The organism is Methanobacterium formicicum DSM 3637 (assembly GCF_000302455.1).
GTDB classification, from domain to species: domain Archaea; phylum Methanobacteriota; class Methanobacteria; order Methanobacteriales; family Methanobacteriaceae; genus Methanobacterium; species Methanobacterium formicicum_A.
On the sequence record NZ_AMPO01000001.1, the window covers coordinates 537,684 to 552,456 of the forward strand.

General features: G+C 38.7%; 17 protein-coding genes. 6 read left to right on the forward strand and 11 right to left on the reverse strand.

Features of this window, described 5'->3' with window-relative positions; all coding sequences use genetic code 11:
- Positions 1–24 precede the first annotated feature (24 nt).
- The 4 genes from A994_RS02495 to A994_RS02510 all read left to right on the forward strand — a co-directional run bounded on the left by A994_RS02495 (position 25) and on the right by A994_RS02510 (position 3,095).
- Positions 25–1,017, forward strand: coding sequence for a PKD domain-containing protein (locus A994_RS02495; RefSeq protein ID WP_048204003.1), 993 nt, complete (start codon positions 25–27; stop codon positions 1,015–1,017).
- Positions 1,018–1,126: 109 nt separating this feature from the next.
- On the forward strand, positions 1,127–1,768 hold the full coding sequence (locus A994_RS02500) for a MotA/TolQ/ExbB proton channel family protein (RefSeq protein WP_004029695.1): 642 nt from the start codon (positions 1,127–1,129) through the stop codon (positions 1,766–1,768).
- 32 nt (positions 1,769–1,800) lie between these two features.
- Positions 1,801–2,154 (forward strand): DUF2149 domain-containing protein, encoded by a 354-nt coding sequence (locus tag A994_RS02505; RefSeq protein ID WP_004029696.1) that lies wholly within the window; start codon positions 1,801–1,803, stop codon positions 2,152–2,154.
- 236 nt (positions 2,155–2,390) lie between these two features.
- Positions 2,391–3,095 carry a hypothetical protein gene (locus A994_RS02510; protein ID WP_004029697.1) on the forward strand — a complete coding sequence of 235 codons (705 nt, stop codon included), beginning with the start codon at positions 2,391–2,393 and terminating at the stop codon, positions 3,093–3,095.
- Positions 3,096–3,313: 218 nt separating this feature from the next.
- Here the strand turns inward: A994_RS02510 and A994_RS02515 are convergent, their stop codons facing one another.
- The 3 genes from A994_RS02515 to A994_RS02525 all read right to left on the reverse strand — a co-directional run bounded on the left by A994_RS02515 (position 3,314) and on the right by A994_RS02525 (position 6,031).
- The gene (locus A994_RS02515) at positions 3,314–4,381 is read right to left on the reverse strand and encodes an ABC transporter ATP-binding protein (RefSeq protein ID WP_004029698.1); all 1,068 of its coding nucleotides are present in this window, start codon (positions 4,379–4,381) and stop codon (positions 3,314–3,316) included.
- Position 4,382: 1 nt separating this feature from the next.
- Entirely contained in the window at positions 4,383–5,069 is a 687-nt protein-coding gene (locus A994_RS02520; protein WP_004029699.1) for an ABC transporter permease, read from the reverse strand.
- Positions 5,070–5,146: 77 nt separating this feature from the next.
- Entirely contained in the window at positions 5,147–6,031 is an 885-nt protein-coding gene (locus tag A994_RS02525; RefSeq protein WP_004029700.1) for an ABC transporter substrate-binding protein, read from the reverse strand.
- 261 nt (positions 6,032–6,292) lie between these two features.
- Here A994_RS02525 and A994_RS02530 point away from each other — a divergent pair, with 261 nt between their 5' ends.
- The gene (locus tag A994_RS02530) at positions 6,293–6,502 is read left to right on the forward strand and encodes a TOBE domain-containing protein (RefSeq protein WP_004029701.1); all 210 of its coding nucleotides are present in this window, start codon (positions 6,293–6,295) and stop codon (positions 6,500–6,502) included.
- Positions 6,503–6,818: 316 nt separating this feature from the next.
- Here the strand turns inward: A994_RS02530 and fwdF are convergent, their stop codons facing one another.
- The 4 genes from fwdF to A994_RS02550 all read right to left on the reverse strand — a co-directional run bounded on the left by fwdF (position 6,819) and on the right by A994_RS02550 (position 8,864).
- On the reverse strand, positions 6,819–7,823 hold the full coding sequence (gene fwdF, locus A994_RS02535; protein ID WP_004029702.1) for a tungsten-dependent formylmethanofuran dehydrogenase subunit FwdF: 1,005 nt from the start codon (positions 7,821–7,823) through the stop codon (positions 6,819–6,821).
- 4 nt (positions 7,824–7,827) lie between these two features.
- On the reverse strand, positions 7,828–8,019 hold the full coding sequence (locus tag A994_RS02540) for a 4Fe-4S binding protein (protein ID WP_004029703.1): 192 nt from the start codon (positions 8,017–8,019) through the stop codon (positions 7,828–7,830).
- Positions 8,020–8,209: 190 nt separating this feature from the next.
- On the reverse strand, positions 8,210–8,404 hold the full coding sequence (locus A994_RS02545) for a 4Fe-4S binding protein (RefSeq protein WP_004029704.1): 195 nt from the start codon (positions 8,402–8,404) through the stop codon (positions 8,210–8,212).
- 178 nt (positions 8,405–8,582) lie between these two features.
- Positions 8,583–8,864, reverse strand: coding sequence for a DUF2097 domain-containing protein (locus A994_RS02550; RefSeq protein WP_004029705.1), 282 nt, complete (start codon positions 8,862–8,864; stop codon positions 8,583–8,585).
- Between the two features lie 263 nt (positions 8,865–9,127).
- Here A994_RS02550 and tsaA point away from each other — a divergent pair, with 263 nt between their 5' ends.
- Positions 9,128–9,619: a tRNA (N6-threonylcarbamoyladenosine(37)-N6)-methyltransferase TrmO gene (gene tsaA / locus A994_RS02555; RefSeq protein ID WP_004029706.1), complete on the forward strand. Its 492-nt coding sequence runs from the start codon at positions 9,128–9,130 to the stop codon at positions 9,617–9,619.
- An 87-nt stretch (positions 9,620–9,706) separates the two neighbouring features.
- On the opposite strand, the gene A994_RS02560 is transcribed toward tsaA, so the two are convergent.
- The 4 genes from A994_RS02560 to A994_RS02575 form a co-directional block, all read right to left on the reverse strand.
- Entirely contained in the window at positions 9,707–11,404 is a 1,698-nt protein-coding gene (locus tag A994_RS02560) for a DUF128 domain-containing protein (protein ID WP_004029707.1), read from the reverse strand.
- Between the two features lie 265 nt (positions 11,405–11,669).
- Positions 11,670–12,998 carry a type I glutamate--ammonia ligase gene (gene glnA / locus A994_RS02565; protein ID WP_004029708.1) on the reverse strand — a complete coding sequence of 443 codons (1,329 nt, stop codon included), beginning with the start codon at positions 12,996–12,998 and terminating at the stop codon, positions 11,670–11,672.
- Between the two features lie 247 nt (positions 12,999–13,245).
- Positions 13,246–13,641, reverse strand: coding sequence for a hypothetical protein (locus A994_RS02570; protein ID WP_048204004.1), 396 nt, complete (start codon positions 13,639–13,641; stop codon positions 13,246–13,248).
- Positions 13,642–13,900: 259 nt separating this feature from the next.
- Positions 13,901–14,653 (reverse strand): HesA/MoeB/ThiF family protein, encoded by a 753-nt coding sequence (locus A994_RS02575; protein ID WP_004029710.1) that lies wholly within the window; start codon positions 14,651–14,653, stop codon positions 13,901–13,903.
- Positions 14,654–14,773 lie beyond the last annotated feature (120 nt).

A 14,773-nucleotide genomic window follows, 5' to 3' on the forward strand; every position in this document is an offset into this window, starting at 1 on the left:
ATGGGATAAAACAGTGTGGAAAAGATGAAATCAGAAAAAACTCTTATTTCAGTAATTGTCTTACTGGCTATTGTATCGTCGACTATGGGATTTGCATTCGCCCCTTTTAGTGGATATTTGACTGTAGAGTTCGATAAAACCACGGCAAATGTGGGGGACACAATCACCATGACTGTAACTGCAAGTAATGAAGGATTAGACAGCTGGTATCCAGTGGAGATCTATGTACCAATACCATCAGGAACGCAATATGTCTCCCATGTTGTCCCAGATAAAACTCTCCAGAACTACGATCCTGGTAGTGGTATATGGAACGTAAATCGAATGCGACATGATGAAAGGGGACATTTAAAGACCCTGATCATAACCCTCAAAGTACTCCCCGAAGCAGCAGGTGAGCCTATAACTGGTACTGCAAGTTTCCAGACACTAATGATTGAAGGAACAGGTGAGGATTTGGTGGCTTCGGGCCAGATTTCACCTACTAGAAGTCAAATCATACACATTTCTGAAACAACACCTGTTGCAAGTTTCACTCCTTCACCACGCACTGGAAATGCACCACTTACCGTGTATTTCACTGACACATCCAGTAACAAACCAACAAGTTGGGCCTGGGACTTTGGTGACGACCACACTGACAGCAGTGAACAAAACCCCACTCACACTTACAATAATCCTGGTACTTACATGGTTACATTAACTGCATCTAACAGTGCAGGTCAGTCAACTAAAACTATTCTCATTACAGTAAAGGATGGCACTGATCCTGGTACTGGTGGAGGTACTGGTGGGGGTAATGGTAACGGCACGGGTTTAGGCAACGGATCAAGCTCTGGTTTAGGATCGGCAGCTGGCCTTCTTAATCAGCAGAGTGGTGGAGGGGGAGGAAATGGAAAAGCATACGAAGTTTTCCAAGACACCCCTAAATCCGAAATATACTATGGTCTGGCAATCATATTGATCGCAGCAGTGATCATCCTTGGATACTTGTACGGAACCAAGAGAAAACAATGAAATGCCTCATAACTAGAATTTTCCATGCAGATATCTTTTATATAAACAGAAGTAGAGAAAAACAGTAACCGTATAATCAACAACATGTACATGTTTCAAAGGTGATCCAGTGGTAGCTTCCATCAACGATATGTTCAACAGTGTAATGCATTCAATTTCCCAGAGTCTTTTAACACCAGTAATGGTTATTCTGGCAATATTCTTTATATATGCTCTCGCCAACCTTGGAATTCTTTTATCTGAATATTACAAGCGGCGAAAACTTAAATTCGATATTAAACCATTAATTGCGCAGATGTTAGCAGTGAAGGATCAGCAGAGTCCTGATGAACTGATTAACATAATTAAAGCAAGCCAACTTCCACCCAGCCATAAGGAAGTTCTGATAACTCTGGCAGAAACTTCCAACCAGAGTCCAGAATTCAGAGAGTCCCTGGCCCTTAAAATGGTTGAAGATGAAGGCATAATTGCAGCTAAAAGGTTAGAAAAAACCGATATTATTGCTAAAATCGCCCCTGCAGTGGGGTTAATGGGGACCCTGATACCATTAGGTCCAGGACTCACTGCCCTGGGTGAAGGAGACATTCAAACCCTGGCTCAGCATCTTTTAATAGCATTCGATGCAGCAGTGCTGGGTATGGCTTCTGCAGCTATTGCATTCACCATATCTAAGGTAAGGCGCCGATGGTATGAGGAGGAACTTTCCAACCTGGAAACCATAGTGGACACTTTACTGGAGATCTTGAAATAGATGCTCTGGAGATCTAAAAAGGAGATTCTAATATGATAAAGCAGAAAATGCACAGACGCAGAAAGGAACTGCTTTCCAGTGATGAAGAGATCGACCCCATGATCTACGCAGTGAACATGGTGGACTGTATGCTGGTACTGGCAGTGGGATTTCTCATATTCACCATAATGTCCATGGGCCTGCAGAGTGTGGTGTTCAGTGAAATGTCCCCTCAGGAGAAATCAGCGGTTTCCCAGGCGATAAAAGAAAAAGTTCAACTGGAAATGGGTCAGCAAATCAATGAAACCATTGCCACTGGATCCGGGGGCCCCACAGGATATGAAAATGTAGGGAAGGTGTATAAAGATCCCCAAACCGGAAAGTTGATACTGATTCAGAACACTTGATAAACACATCCATTTACATTAATAATTTTTTTAATGAAATTAATGGATGTTTATTAATGTAATGGTTTAAAAGGGGAATTATCTCCTTGTGAAATATTTTTCATACAAAAGAAAGAATTTTTCGCAAAAGAAAGAATTTTTCATGTAAATAGAATTTCATGTGAATGGGAGATTAGATGGAAGAAAACATCATTAAAATGTTTCATTCTTTCAGAATTTAAAGGAGCTTTAAAATAATGACGATTTATGTATGTATGGATGACACAGACAATCTTAACTCAAGGGGAACTGGAAGATTGGCAAGGGCAGTAGCTGCGGAGTTAGGAAAAAAGTTCCCGGTAAGAGGAGTTACCAGACACCAGTTATACGTTCACCCGGACATCCCGTACACTTCTCACAATAGTTGTGGTGTTATCCATATTACTATGGATGGTTACCAATATCTGGACGAGATATTTGAAATTGCCAGAGAGGAAATGCTCAATGATTTCATTGAAGGTAGTGACCCGGGTTTATCTGTGGCAACCTCAGAACAGATAAAACCATCCCTAATTGCCTATGGAAGAGATGCCCAGAATACGGTTTTAACCCAGGAAAAAGCTCGAACAATGGCAAAAAATTTAGGAATACGATTAGAGGGGCTTGGTGGAACTGAAGATGGGGTTATAGGGTCCATGGCAGGATTGGCCCTTGCTTCCACGTCCAATGATGGTAGATTCCTGCAGATTGGCAATATAAGAGATTTACTTGGGTCCCAAACGGTTCAATCCTTGTTGGATGCGGGTATTGATGATATTTATACCCTTGATGGTCGAAGGGTAACCAGTGGAACCATCTGGAATGAAGAAACCAAATCAGTAAAACCGTGTCCCATAAATGAGAAGGCAATTCTTTTTGTGGAAGAAGTTGATGGAGAATTAAGGGCAGTTAAAAGAAATTAATAGTTTAACCTCCGCCCACTATTTTAAACCATCTTTTCTTAATTTTAATTCATGATTCTCAGTTTTAATCCTATAATGTAACTGATAGATACTTCTCAACTCTATATAACTGACAGATACTTCTCAAACTCTATAGTTCATATGAAATTTTTTTCTTTTTCTAATTTTTCTTATAAAGTCTGTTTGGTTAATTTTAAACCTCTCTGTTCTGGTTGATTTTAAACCTCAAAAATATTCACTGCTGAAGCTTTGAACTGTAACCAGACATTTGAACCTATTGTCAATTCCATATCTGCAAATGATTTCTGAGTCATGTAGATTGAGAATACTTCACCTACATCAATTTTAAGATCTAAAATTCCTCCAGAATCCCTGATCTCTTTAATTTCTCCATTAAATTCATTAAGTGCACTGGTTCGAACTTCTGATCTGGAAAGGGTTATTTCTTCTGGCCGTATACTCAAATAAACATCTCCCTCTAAGGTGGAGGTAGCATAAACTTTGATGTTTCCAGTATTGATTACAGTGAGGTTATCTTCTACTTTACTGGAGATTCCCTTCTTAACATTCTTCACACCTACAAATTCAGCCACGAATCTATTTTTGGGTTTCCTGAAAACTTCTTCTGGTTCACCGATCTGGAAAATTTTCTTATTGAGTATGGCGATTTCATCGGAAAGGTGCTGGCCCTGAATCAGGTTGTGGGTGGCTATAATCACGGTGGTTTTCCCTGTTTCACGTAGTTGTTCCAGGAACTTCTCAATCTTCTCTGTGGACTGTGGATCCAGGTTGGCAGTGGGTTCATCTAAAAGTAAAAGCTCAGGGGCAGTGATCAGGGCCCGTGCAAGGGCCATTCTTTGGGTTTCACCCCCTGAAAGAGTGGAAGCGTCCCTTGTTTCATAGCCCTCCAGGCCGAGTGATTCCAGAAGATCTTTAATTTTATCCTGATATTCTTCCTTGTTCTCCCCTCTGATCTTCAATCCATAGCATATATTGTCATAAACAGTTCCCTTAAAAACGATGGGTTTTTGATAGACCATCCCCATCTTCCGTCTAATATCCATTTGGTCCTTCTTATTTTTAGGAATCTCCAGGCCATTGAAAATAATTTTTCCAGAAGAAGGAGTTTCAATAAGGTCAATAATACGTAACAATGTGGTTTTACCACATCCTGTAGGACCTATAAGTCCTAAAGTACTTCCTTTTTTTAAGTAAAGGTTAATATCTTCGAGGACTTTTTTCCCGTCGTATTCTTTTGATAAATTTTGAATTTCCAGTAGATTCATGTTATTTCTCCTGGACGTAGTTTAACCCCAGATTTATTAACAGGGCAATAATCAGAAGAATGATCCCCAGGGCTATGGAGAGCTCTACATTACCTTTGGATGTTTCTAAGGACATGGTGGTGGTTATAACACGGGTGTAACCTCTGATATTTCCCCCGATCATCATTGCAACTCCCACTTCGGATATAGCCCGGCCAAATCCCAGGATAAGTGCACCTAATAAGGCGTATTTAGCTTCGTGCATAATGGTCTTAATAGACTGAAATTCACTGGCCCCCAGGGATAATGAAAGATCTCTAATTTCATCCTTCACACCACTTAATGCCAGGATGGTGAAACCAGTTATAATTGGGAGTACAAGTAAAGTTTGGCCCATTATCATCCCTCCTGGTGTAAAAAGTAGGTGTAAATTACCTAATGGTCCCTGATTGGATATTAACAGGAAAACCAGTAGGCCTATCAGGACAGTGGGCATGCTGTAAAGGGTCTGTATAATATTAATAATAGTTCTTTTCCCTCGAAACCTTCGAAAATGTATGTATCCCCCTACAGGAACTGCAATTAAAGCGGCGATGACTGTGGATGTTATGGAGATATAGAGTGTTCTTAGGGTAATTTCCATCACTTCCGGATCTAAAGTTACCAGTAGATGGATTGCCTCAAAGAAAGCGTTTATTATCTCGTTCACTTAACCACCAAAAAAAGAATCATAATAGGGGATTAAGATTCCCCTAAATAAAAAATTAACTATTTTTTTATCAGGTACTATTTCGTTGGTTCGGGTTGTCCTGCCAGTGGTATGAATAACTGTTGGCCGTACTTTTCTTTACCGTAGTTCCCAACGATGGTCTGACCTTCCGTTGAAAGCACAAAGTCTACCCATTTCATTGATGCGTTGTAGTTCACATTGGAGAACTTCTCGGGGTTTACTGGGATCATGGAATAGACGTTAAGAAGGTCTTTACCCTGTGTAACATATGGTACCAGAGTTATGTTGCCTTTGTATGCCAGGTATGTGCCTGAATCGGATAAGGTGTAGGCTGATTTTTCATTGGCTATATTTAGGGTGTCTCCCATTCCTTTACCTGATTCTATGTACCAGCTTTGTCCCTGGACAGTGGTGTTGTAGTTGGCTCCGCTCTTGTTCCAGAGTTGTATTTCCCTGGTATTAGTGCCGGAATTATCTCCCCGGGACACAAATTTAACTTGGTCTGGATTTGCTGCACCAGCAGCGCTGATCTTGGAAAATGCTTCGGTAGCGTTGGTTCCATTAATCTGGGCAGGGTCACTTGCGGGTCCTACAATATAGAAGTAATTGTAGGCAAATACATAGCGCTGGGTACCATAACCATCTTTTATGAATTGTTCTTCTTGGGTTTTGGAGTGAACCATTACCAGATCCACATCACCTTTTTTCCCGTATTCCAGGGCCTGCCCAGTACCGGCTGCAATAAACTGCACATCAATATTGGGATTTTGTTTTTCAAAAGCTGCTTCTAAAACAGGTAACAGACCAGTGTCTTCTAAGCTGGTGGTGGTAGCAATCTTAAGAGTTTGCTTCTGACCAAATCCGCTGAAAACAAGGCCTGCTATTGCTACAATTGCAATAATTATAACTACTAGCAATGCTATTTTTGTATTTCGCTCCATTTTTAATCTCCTTTAATAATTATAATTGTTATATCGATTTGTATATATAATCATATCGGTATATGAATTTAGCAAATTTTAGTATGTCTAACAGATATGCTATTTTTAAAGCAGAATGAGTCATATTAGGTTATAATATGCTATTTCAATCAGCATAATGTAATATAACTCGATATAAATGATTAGAATAGATCATAAAATTTATTTGTGTGTTTTAACATATAAACTGTTGATAAAAAATATCACTTCGGGGTGAAAGATATGAAAATAAGTGCCAGAAATGGGTTGAAAGGAAAAGTAGAAAAAGTAGAGGAAGGACCAATCACTGCTAATGTGAAAATAAAAATAGAGGCTCCTACTGAAATTACAGCAGTAATTACCAAAGAATCAGTGAAAGATCTAAACATAAAAGTTGGGGATGATGTGGTGGCAATTATTAAAGCCACTGAAGTTATGGTTGGTAAAGAATAATCTCTTGATTGATGTTTCATTCAAAATATTACGTCTAGAAACATCTAATTTTTTTTTTTACTTAAATCGTCATTTTAATGCTTTTAGTGCACTCAAATTACAAGAAAACCTCAAATTTTAAGTTAACCTCAATTCTCAGATAATGTTTATGGAATATATTTAAAGATTTTTTATACATTTAAAGAATTTTTAGATTAAATTAGTTAAATTTTTAGTGCAATCTTTCTAAAAACAGGTTCAATTTTGACTAAAAAAGAAAAAAAGAAAGGAGGAAGAAATTGAATTTGTTGATTTTAGGAAGTATTGATATTTTGGGCTAATTTTCCAGAAGATCTGCCAATCTATTGGTCCATGATTTAGATTTTATATTTTCCAAATTCATGTTTTTCCTTTTAAGAACTATACCTTGTTGTGGGCATGCTTTAACACAGGCTCCGCAGAGGACGCAGAAAGTCGGATTAATAACGGATTTGCCTTCCACTATGCTGATGGCATTGCAGGGACAGACATCAGCGCATGCATGGCAAGAATCACCTTTGCAAGTGAAATCGTCTCTAACACATATCTCGCCTTCAAATGGTTTTGTAACTTCTGCAGCATCAACTGGGCATACTTCCTGGCACCATCCACATTTTATGCAAGTGTCATTGTCCAGGATTATGTCTCCTTTGATCTCTGCATTTGCAATTTCATCTCGTTCCATGCAGGTGGTACAAACGATTTTAATGGCATCAACAGGACAGGCACGTCTGCAAATACCACAGTAGATACATTTCGATTCATCGATATCAACTGAATTGGCAATGGATGGATTGATGGAGTTGATATCGTTTCGATCCATGGTGATGGCCTCTGCAGGGCACATTTCTTCACATATTCCGCACTGGATACATTTTTCCTGATCAACTTCTGTTTCACCACGAACCAGTTCCTTCACTTCTGGCAGGGATCGCTGTAGGAATATGGCATCAGTGGGACAGGCAGTACTGCAGCGTCCGCAGTAGATGCATGTTTCAGAGTCAATGGAAGCATCATGAGTCCATAATGGGTAATTGTCCATTTCTTTGATATTTTTCCCATTGATATCTAGTTCTAATGCATCGAAAGGACATGATGATGCGCATAGACCGCATAGACAGCAATCATTTTTGTTGATAGTCAAATAATCCATTTTAACTAATCCACGAGCTATGGGGAGCAATGGTCCCATTTTAATCGCGGTGGTAGGGCAGACATCTGAACATATTCCACATCCTACACATTTTTCATTTTTATGAGTGAGGGAGCGAGTTTCCTTCCCTTCTCTTTCCACCGAGCTCATGTTATCACGCTTTGCTTATGGCTTGGTTTGGGCAGTTTTGAATGCATAAATCGCAGTCATCACAGTTTTCTGGGACTAGAACTGGCTCATTGTCAACCTCTTTTATAGCGCCTTGTTCGCAAAGTTTAATACATAATCCTTCTCCAGGGCAGTCTGTGATTCCACCACATTTTTCTTTGTCAATAATTACAACCATAAATTTCACTTCCCTTAATTTGTACTAGTAATCACTTGACGATATGTATATATAAACATATGGTTTTTATTCTGTAATGTACATATATGCTGATAGTTTCTTTCAGAAACTGAAATTCGAAAAATAAAAAAAATAATGGGGGAATTTCAATGAAATTTTATTTTTTTTGAAAAGTTATAGAAAATAAATATTATTCAGCTTTGCTTATGGCTTGGTTTGGGCAGTTTTGAATGCATAAATCGCAGTCATCACAGTTTTCTGGGACTAGAACTGGCTCATTGTCAACCTCTTTTATAGCGCCTTGTTCGCAAAGTTTAATACATAATCCTTCTCCAGGGCAGTCTGTGATTCCACCACATTTTTCTTTGTCAATAATTATAACCATAAATTTCACCTCGTTATTTATTAGCATTATCACATTGACGATATGTATATATAAACATATCGTTTATTTGCTCCAAGATATGTGGATATTTGATCTCCAATATAATTTAAAAATAATGGCTTAGGTGACAGTTTAAAAACATTTTTAATTTAATCTATCTGTAAATGTTTTTAAAAACTTAGTCATCCTTTGCTTCTATGGTACAGCACATACCGTCAGGGCATTCGTGTTCCAGTTCCACCAGGAAGTCTTTCATTTTACCAACATCAATTGTGCTCAATCCTTTGATCATTTCGCTTTCTATTTCGATCTGCATAATCCCTTCATTATTGGTAACTACCTTCCCGGGGATATAACATCTTCCCAGTGATAACCTAACAGTATCGCCAGGTTTAACCTCTTCTTCAATGTAATGGCAAATTTCATCGCAAGTAGCACATATTTGTTTGTTTTCTTTCATAGTTCACCTCATTAATTCTTATAATTTGGATCTCATATCAAATCAAATTTGTGTATATGTTATAAGTATCTTACTTATTATACATTGAATACCAGTGATTATTGAATTTTAGCAACATGTGAGTTAAATTACTAGATTCTGCGCCTAAAACTTAATTGATGGATAAATTGGTTAGAAAACCATAAAAATCAACTAATATGGGTATTACCTTTTTATTTACATTCAATTTTTATTTAAATTAAGTTATTAAATGGTGATAAACCATGGGACCCGTACAGTATAATCCAATTGGAATCATATATTCTCCCTTTAAAGAACTTCATGGGATGCCAATACAACCTGTTGGTGCCAGGGGAGTTAAAGGAACCATAAAACTTGAAAAAGACTATGAAACTGGTTTAAAAGATCTGGATGGATTTTCACACATCCTTCTCATCTACCATTTTCATCTATGCAATGGTCATTCCTTGGAGGTAAAACCATTCCTGGATAAAGTAAAAAGGGGAATATTTGCTACAAGAGCTCCTAAACGGCCAAATCCCATTGGAATTTCGGTAGTTCGTCTGGAAAAGATTGAAGGGTCCACTTTACAAATCAGTAATGTGGATGTGGTTGATGGAACTCCCCTTCTGGATATAAAGCCATATATCCCTCATTTTGATATGGTTAAAGGAGAAAATATATTCATAGGATGGTTCAAGGATAAAAAGCACGAAGTTAAGGATAAAAAGTCTGATAAGCGATTTGTAGATTAAGTGGTTTGTAGATTAATGGCGAATGGGTTAATTAAAAATCAGGTAAAAATTATCAAGAAAAGATTTAAAGATGGGAGTTGTTCGAACTTAAAACTCTTCCATCTTGCTTATATCCATTAACATCTCCACTGCCTTGGCTTCTATAGATATCCCTGCTTCTTTTATGGCAGCTATGGGATTCAAACCACCGGGTGCAACTATTCCCACATGGTAACGATCTACCTTGGCGTTGTAGACCAGTTCACTTGGTTTACCTACTTTCAGGATGGAAAAACCGGCTTCTTCTGTTTCATCCAACACGTCCAGGGTTTCTGGCCGGGCAACATAGGGAATTTCCCTTAAACTGGCTAAAATTCTGCCACCCTTTTTCAAAGACTTATTAACTGAGGTTAATCCCTTTGATAGGTATATTTCGTGGGGATCCAGGGATGATCCATTGTAGGCTGTTAGTTCAATGAACCGTGGTGATTTTCCCTCAGTTTCCAGGATACCACCGTACTGTGGTGTGGAGGCTATACCATTCTTGGTCAGTATGCCGTCGATGGTGAGACTGCAAACCGTGGCCAGACCTTTCTTCCCATCGGGTCCCGGGATGATCTGGAAGTATTTGCTGGTACAGTACTCTGGACGGGAGGCCATGATTTTATCAAATATTTTGAGCCCTTCTTCCAGGTCTTCATCCTTCAGGTAGGAAACATTCACAATTACTTGTCCTTTAAGGCTTTCCGGGTCAAAATCCACTTGATGTATGAGGTTCCATGCCTTGGAAAGAAGGAATTTAACCTTCTCGCCCTGCTCAGCACCTGCTTTTTTCATCACATTCTTGGGGTTGGCTACCCGTTCCATTTCTGAGAATTCAACGGTGTTTTCAGCCATTTTAATATCAACATCATACCCTGCTTCTTTAGCAGCACATAACGGTGAAATACCACCAATTACTGCGATACCCACCATGTCTTTATCCACTGGAATGCCCAAAATCGATTCACCGGGTTTACCAATCTTCAAAAGCCCGGATACCCCTATTTTCTGGAGGTTTTTGAAAAGTTTAATTGCTTCATCACGAGCAGTGGCTGGTATCAATCTAAAATTGGCCGGAATATTTCCACTACCTGAATCTGCTAATTTTAAAACTGAAGTCATTTCCTTATCTGTGAAGGCTTCCAGTGGGGTCATGGAAGTCTTTTTATAAGCGATAAGTTCGGTAAAAGTTTTGGGAACGTGATCTATTACCTCTACCAGTCCTCCAAACTTGGGAACCACTGGAATACCTGCTTTAAGTATCATTCCATCGATGGTGGTTCCGCAGATGGTTTCCATCACCATCATGTTTTTATCATCCTCAGAGGAGGGCTCGGTTATCTTTACATGAGGACTTACTGCTAGCCCTTTATTAAAGCTCTTTTTGATTATTTCCATTACTTCTTCATCGTACTGGAAGGTTGAGGAGTTTACCACCACCTTTCCCAACCCGGTTGTGGGATTCAGGGTGGTCTGGTACATCATATCTTCAAATTTAGCGAAAATGAAATCAACCTGATCGTAGATAAGACCTTTTTCGAGTTCTTTAATACCTTCGGGTGTTATCCGTCTTCCCGCATATCCTATTCTCTCAGTGAATCCTTTTTCATCTAAGATGCGCATATGGTATCGCACTGCTCTTTCACCAAGGTCATATCCCTTTTTGCGGAGCTCTTCAGCTATGGTTTTTGCCCCTAAGACCTCGCTTCTGTCTGCCAGGATCCTCAGGATCTCCATCATCTTACGATCAGTTTCCTGTGGCATCTATTCACCCTTCTATTTTAGTATCAGTAAAATTCTTTAGTTTTAATGAAATCTTATTTCTATTTTATAATAATCCTAGTTTTTTATGAATTCTAGTATTTTAATCCAATTATTAATTTAAGAATGTTATTTTTAATTATTGGGATTGATTTTAAATAGTTATGGTTAAAATTCGGGATGTGAAACTTCTGGATATCAGTGATTTGTGAATATCAATGAGGGGGATGGTATGAAAATAAAAGAAAAAAAGAAATAATGAGAGGTTTTAGATCTGCAGGTATTTATCCAGTTCGTACTGGAATACCTGAATCCGGTAGTCGTCCCATTCTTTTCTCTTCAGATCCATGAACTGACTGTACACATGGTCTCCCAGGGATGATTTAACAACTTCATCCTTGGCCAGTGCATGGTATGCTTCCCATAGGCTAGATGGTAGGGTGTCAATACCCAGTGGTTTCAGTTCTTCTGGGCTTAGTTCGAATACATCTATTTCAGTTGGTTCTCCAGGGTGGATCTGGTTTGCCATACCATCCATACCAGCTTCTAACATGGCTGCGAAGGCAAGGTAGGGGTTACAGGATGGGTCTGGGCATCTGAATTCCACACGAGTACCGTTACCACGGGATGCAGGGATCCTGACCAGAGTGGATCTGTTCTGGAGTCCGTAGGCAATGTACACTGGTGCTTCGTATCCAGGAACCAGTCGTTTGTAAGAGTTAACTGAAGGAGCTACAATGGCAGACAGTGCTTTGGAGTGTTTGAGTAAACCTCCAGTGAAGTAAAGTGCTTCATCTGAAAGCTGAGTTTCGGAGTCAGCATCGAAGAAAACGTTTTTACCATCTTTGAATAGGCTCTGGTGGCAGTGCATTCCGCTACCGTTCACTCCGAAGAATGGTTTAGGCATGAAAGTAACCATTGAGCCTAATTTGTCGGCTATGGCTTTTATGGCCTGTTTAAAGGTTATTACTGCATCTGCAGTTTTGAGGGCGTTGTCGAATTTGAAATCGATTTCGTGCTGTCCTGGTCCGACTTCGTGGTGGCTTACTTCCACTTCGAAGTTGAGTTCTTCCAGTCCCAAAACCAGTTCCCTTCTCATGTCGGTTCCCTGGTCTACTGGTTCCACATCGAAGTAAACACCTTCATCGTGGGGGTAAACAATTCCTTCTTCATCCATATCCACTATGAAGAATTCTGGTTCTGGACCCACGTTGTATTCATAACCCATTTTTTCGGCTTTTTCCAGGGTCTTTTTCAGTATGTACCTTGGATCTCCTTCGAATGGTGTTCCATCAGGCCAGTAGATATCACATATGAATCTGCAAACACCTTTTTCTTCAGGCCTCCATGGGAGGGCGGAGAAGGTGTCTGGGTCCGGTTTTATTACCAGGTCACTGTTGTTGATATCAACGAATCCTTCTACTGATGAACCATCGAATAACAGTCCATCTTTGATAATGTCTTCTATATCGTCTGGTTTCACTAGGGGAATCGCCATGTTCTTGGGAGTCCCGTGTATGTCCACAAACTGCAGCCTAACAAATTTAGTACCGCATTTTTCGATATTTTCAATAACTTTTCCAATCTTGTCTTGCAATTTAGTAACCTCCGTGATCTTCACCGGAAGGATGTTTCCTCTTACTGGTATATAAATGTTTGTGGATAGTGACAACCATAATTATTAGATGGCAATTTCATTCAGCATTAACTGACAATTTCATTCAGCGCAATGAATTACGACATATAACATATTTGTTCCCGGCTCATGACATTATACTATTTTTGTGGCGGGGACATCTTAAAAATCCTTTTTAAATTAAATTGGAATATTTTTTTTTAAAAAATTAACCTTTGGTGCCATTTATGAATTCAACAGTGGCTGTGCTTATTTTTTCACCGCTGGATGAAGTTAACCATGCATCATAATCAGTATAATCATGTGCTGGTACTTTTGGTAGTGTTATTTTAGTTTTGGAGATTACTTCTTTTTTAGCATTGTATCCAGTAACTGTTAAGTTAACAGAGCTGTAGTTCTGGGCAGCTCTGTTTTCTACCATACCATTTACATGATAAGAATTGTTATTGCTGGAGTCAACGTTAACTGTATATTGAATTATGTCTGCCTTACTGTTATTATTCTGATTAATGAGATTTTTCATGTCGAAAGTACATCCACTGGTCATTACAATTGATATTACAATAATAAAGCTCACAAGTAGCACTGATTGTCGAGATAACATTAAAACACCTTATTCTTTATTTGAAAGTAACACATTAATTCATGTTTGAGCGTACGTTTTAACGTGGAATTAAAATTTTTAAAGAGGAATTAAAGTTATTACTCTTTAATCATGTTCTTATATATTAATTAATATTAATTAAGACATTTATACTATCAAATGTAGATTATAACTCTTGTTTTTCCACATTGCACTGGTTTTACTTGAACTGTACTGTTTCTAGGGCTATGTGGGTCAATAAATACAGGGATGTGATTAATTAAAAACGAACTACTGAAAATGCTTCTTCTTTCATTAAATCAAACATCAGCACACGAGGGGCCATAATAGGGCTTCCTTTACCAGTAATTAGTTTAACAGCTTCAAAAGCCTGGAGACATCCCACTATGTTGGGCACTGGCCCAATTACTGGTGGAACTTCTTTACTGAGGTTTGAAACCTTTGAGCGTGTTTCATCGCTTAATTCTTTGCCCTGGGAGGGTAATTTAAATAATTCTTCGTAAGACGGTGTTGAACTGTTAAAAACAGTAACCTGGCCCATGGTGCCGTGTATTGCTCCATGGATGAATGGAATGTCTAATTTTTCACTGCACCGGCTCACAATAATGCGGGTTAAAAGGTTGTCCAGTGCGTCAATGATGATTTGACTTCCGTTTAATATTTTTAAAACGTTTTTATCATTTAACTCCTGGTTAAATGCTTCAACTTCTATGGTGGGGTTGATGGATTCCAGTCTCTTTTTGGTTATTTCTGTTTTTGATCTTCCCACGCTTTCCCGACTGCTCATTAACTGCCGATTTATATTTGATAAGTCAAAAACGTCTTTATCAACTATTCGAAGCTTTCCAACTCCTATTCTGGCCAGCATTTCAGTGGTGGCTCCACCTATGCCTCCACAACCAATGACCGTAATCTGGGAGTTTAAAAGGTTCAACTGTTCTGCTTCACTGATAATTCCCTTTTGCCGGTCTAACATTTCCCAATAACTTTTTGCTTCCTGTTCATCAGGCATAAATACACCAAAATAACCATTCATAATTCTTTTTAGATACAGTTTTAGTCTGGTGTTGTTTATGTTTAATGTTTTTGGAGTTTTAATAACCAAAAACTATATATAAAAAAATGATATATC

Excerpts from the sequence above, each read along its gene's own strand:
- A994_RS02495 (WP_048204003.1), top strand. The coding sequence starts at position 25 with ATGAAATCAGAAAAAACTCTTATTTCAGTAATTGTCTTACTGGCTATT.
- A994_RS02505 (WP_004029696.1), top strand. The coding sequence starts at position 1,801 with ATGATAAAGCAGAAAATGCACAGACGCAGAAAGGAACTGCTTTCCAGT.
- A994_RS02510 (WP_004029697.1), top strand. The coding sequence starts at position 2,391 with ATGACGATTTATGTATGTATGGATGACACAGACAATCTTAACTCAAGG.
- A994_RS02515 (WP_004029698.1), bottom strand. The coding sequence starts at position 4,381 with ATGAATCTACTGGAAATTCAAAATTTATCAAAAGAATACGACGGGAAA.
- A994_RS02525 (WP_004029700.1), bottom strand. The coding sequence starts at position 6,031 with ATGGAGCGAAATACAAAAATAGCATTGCTAGTAGTTATAATTATTGCA.
- A994_RS02530 (WP_004029701.1), top strand. The coding sequence starts at position 6,293 with ATGAAAATAAGTGCCAGAAATGGGTTGAAAGGAAAAGTAGAAAAAGTA.
- fwdF (WP_004029702.1), bottom strand. The coding sequence starts at position 7,823 with ATGAGCTCGGTGGAAAGAGAAGGGAAGGAAACTCGCTCCCTCACTCAT.
- A994_RS02540 (WP_004029703.1), bottom strand. The coding sequence starts at position 8,019 with ATGGTTGTAATTATTGACAAAGAAAAATGTGGTGGAATCACAGACTGC.
- A994_RS02545 (WP_004029704.1), bottom strand. The coding sequence starts at position 8,404 with ATGGTTATAATTATTGACAAAGAAAAATGTGGTGGAATCACAGACTGC.
- A994_RS02550 (WP_004029705.1), bottom strand. The coding sequence starts at position 8,864 with ATGAAAGAAAACAAACAAATATGTGCTACTTGCGATGAAATTTGCCAT.
- tsaA (WP_004029706.1), top strand. The coding sequence starts at position 9,128 with ATGGGACCCGTACAGTATAATCCAATTGGAATCATATATTCTCCCTTT.
- A994_RS02560 (WP_004029707.1), bottom strand. The coding sequence starts at position 11,404 with ATGCCACAGGAAACTGATCGTAAGATGATGGAGATCCTGAGGATCCTG.
- A994_RS02570 (WP_048204004.1), bottom strand. The coding sequence starts at position 13,641 with ATGTTATCTCGACAATCAGTGCTACTTGTGAGCTTTATTATTGTAATA.
- A994_RS02575 (WP_004029710.1), bottom strand. The coding sequence starts at position 14,653 with ATGCCTGATGAACAGGAAGCAAAAAGTTATTGGGAAATGTTAGACCGG.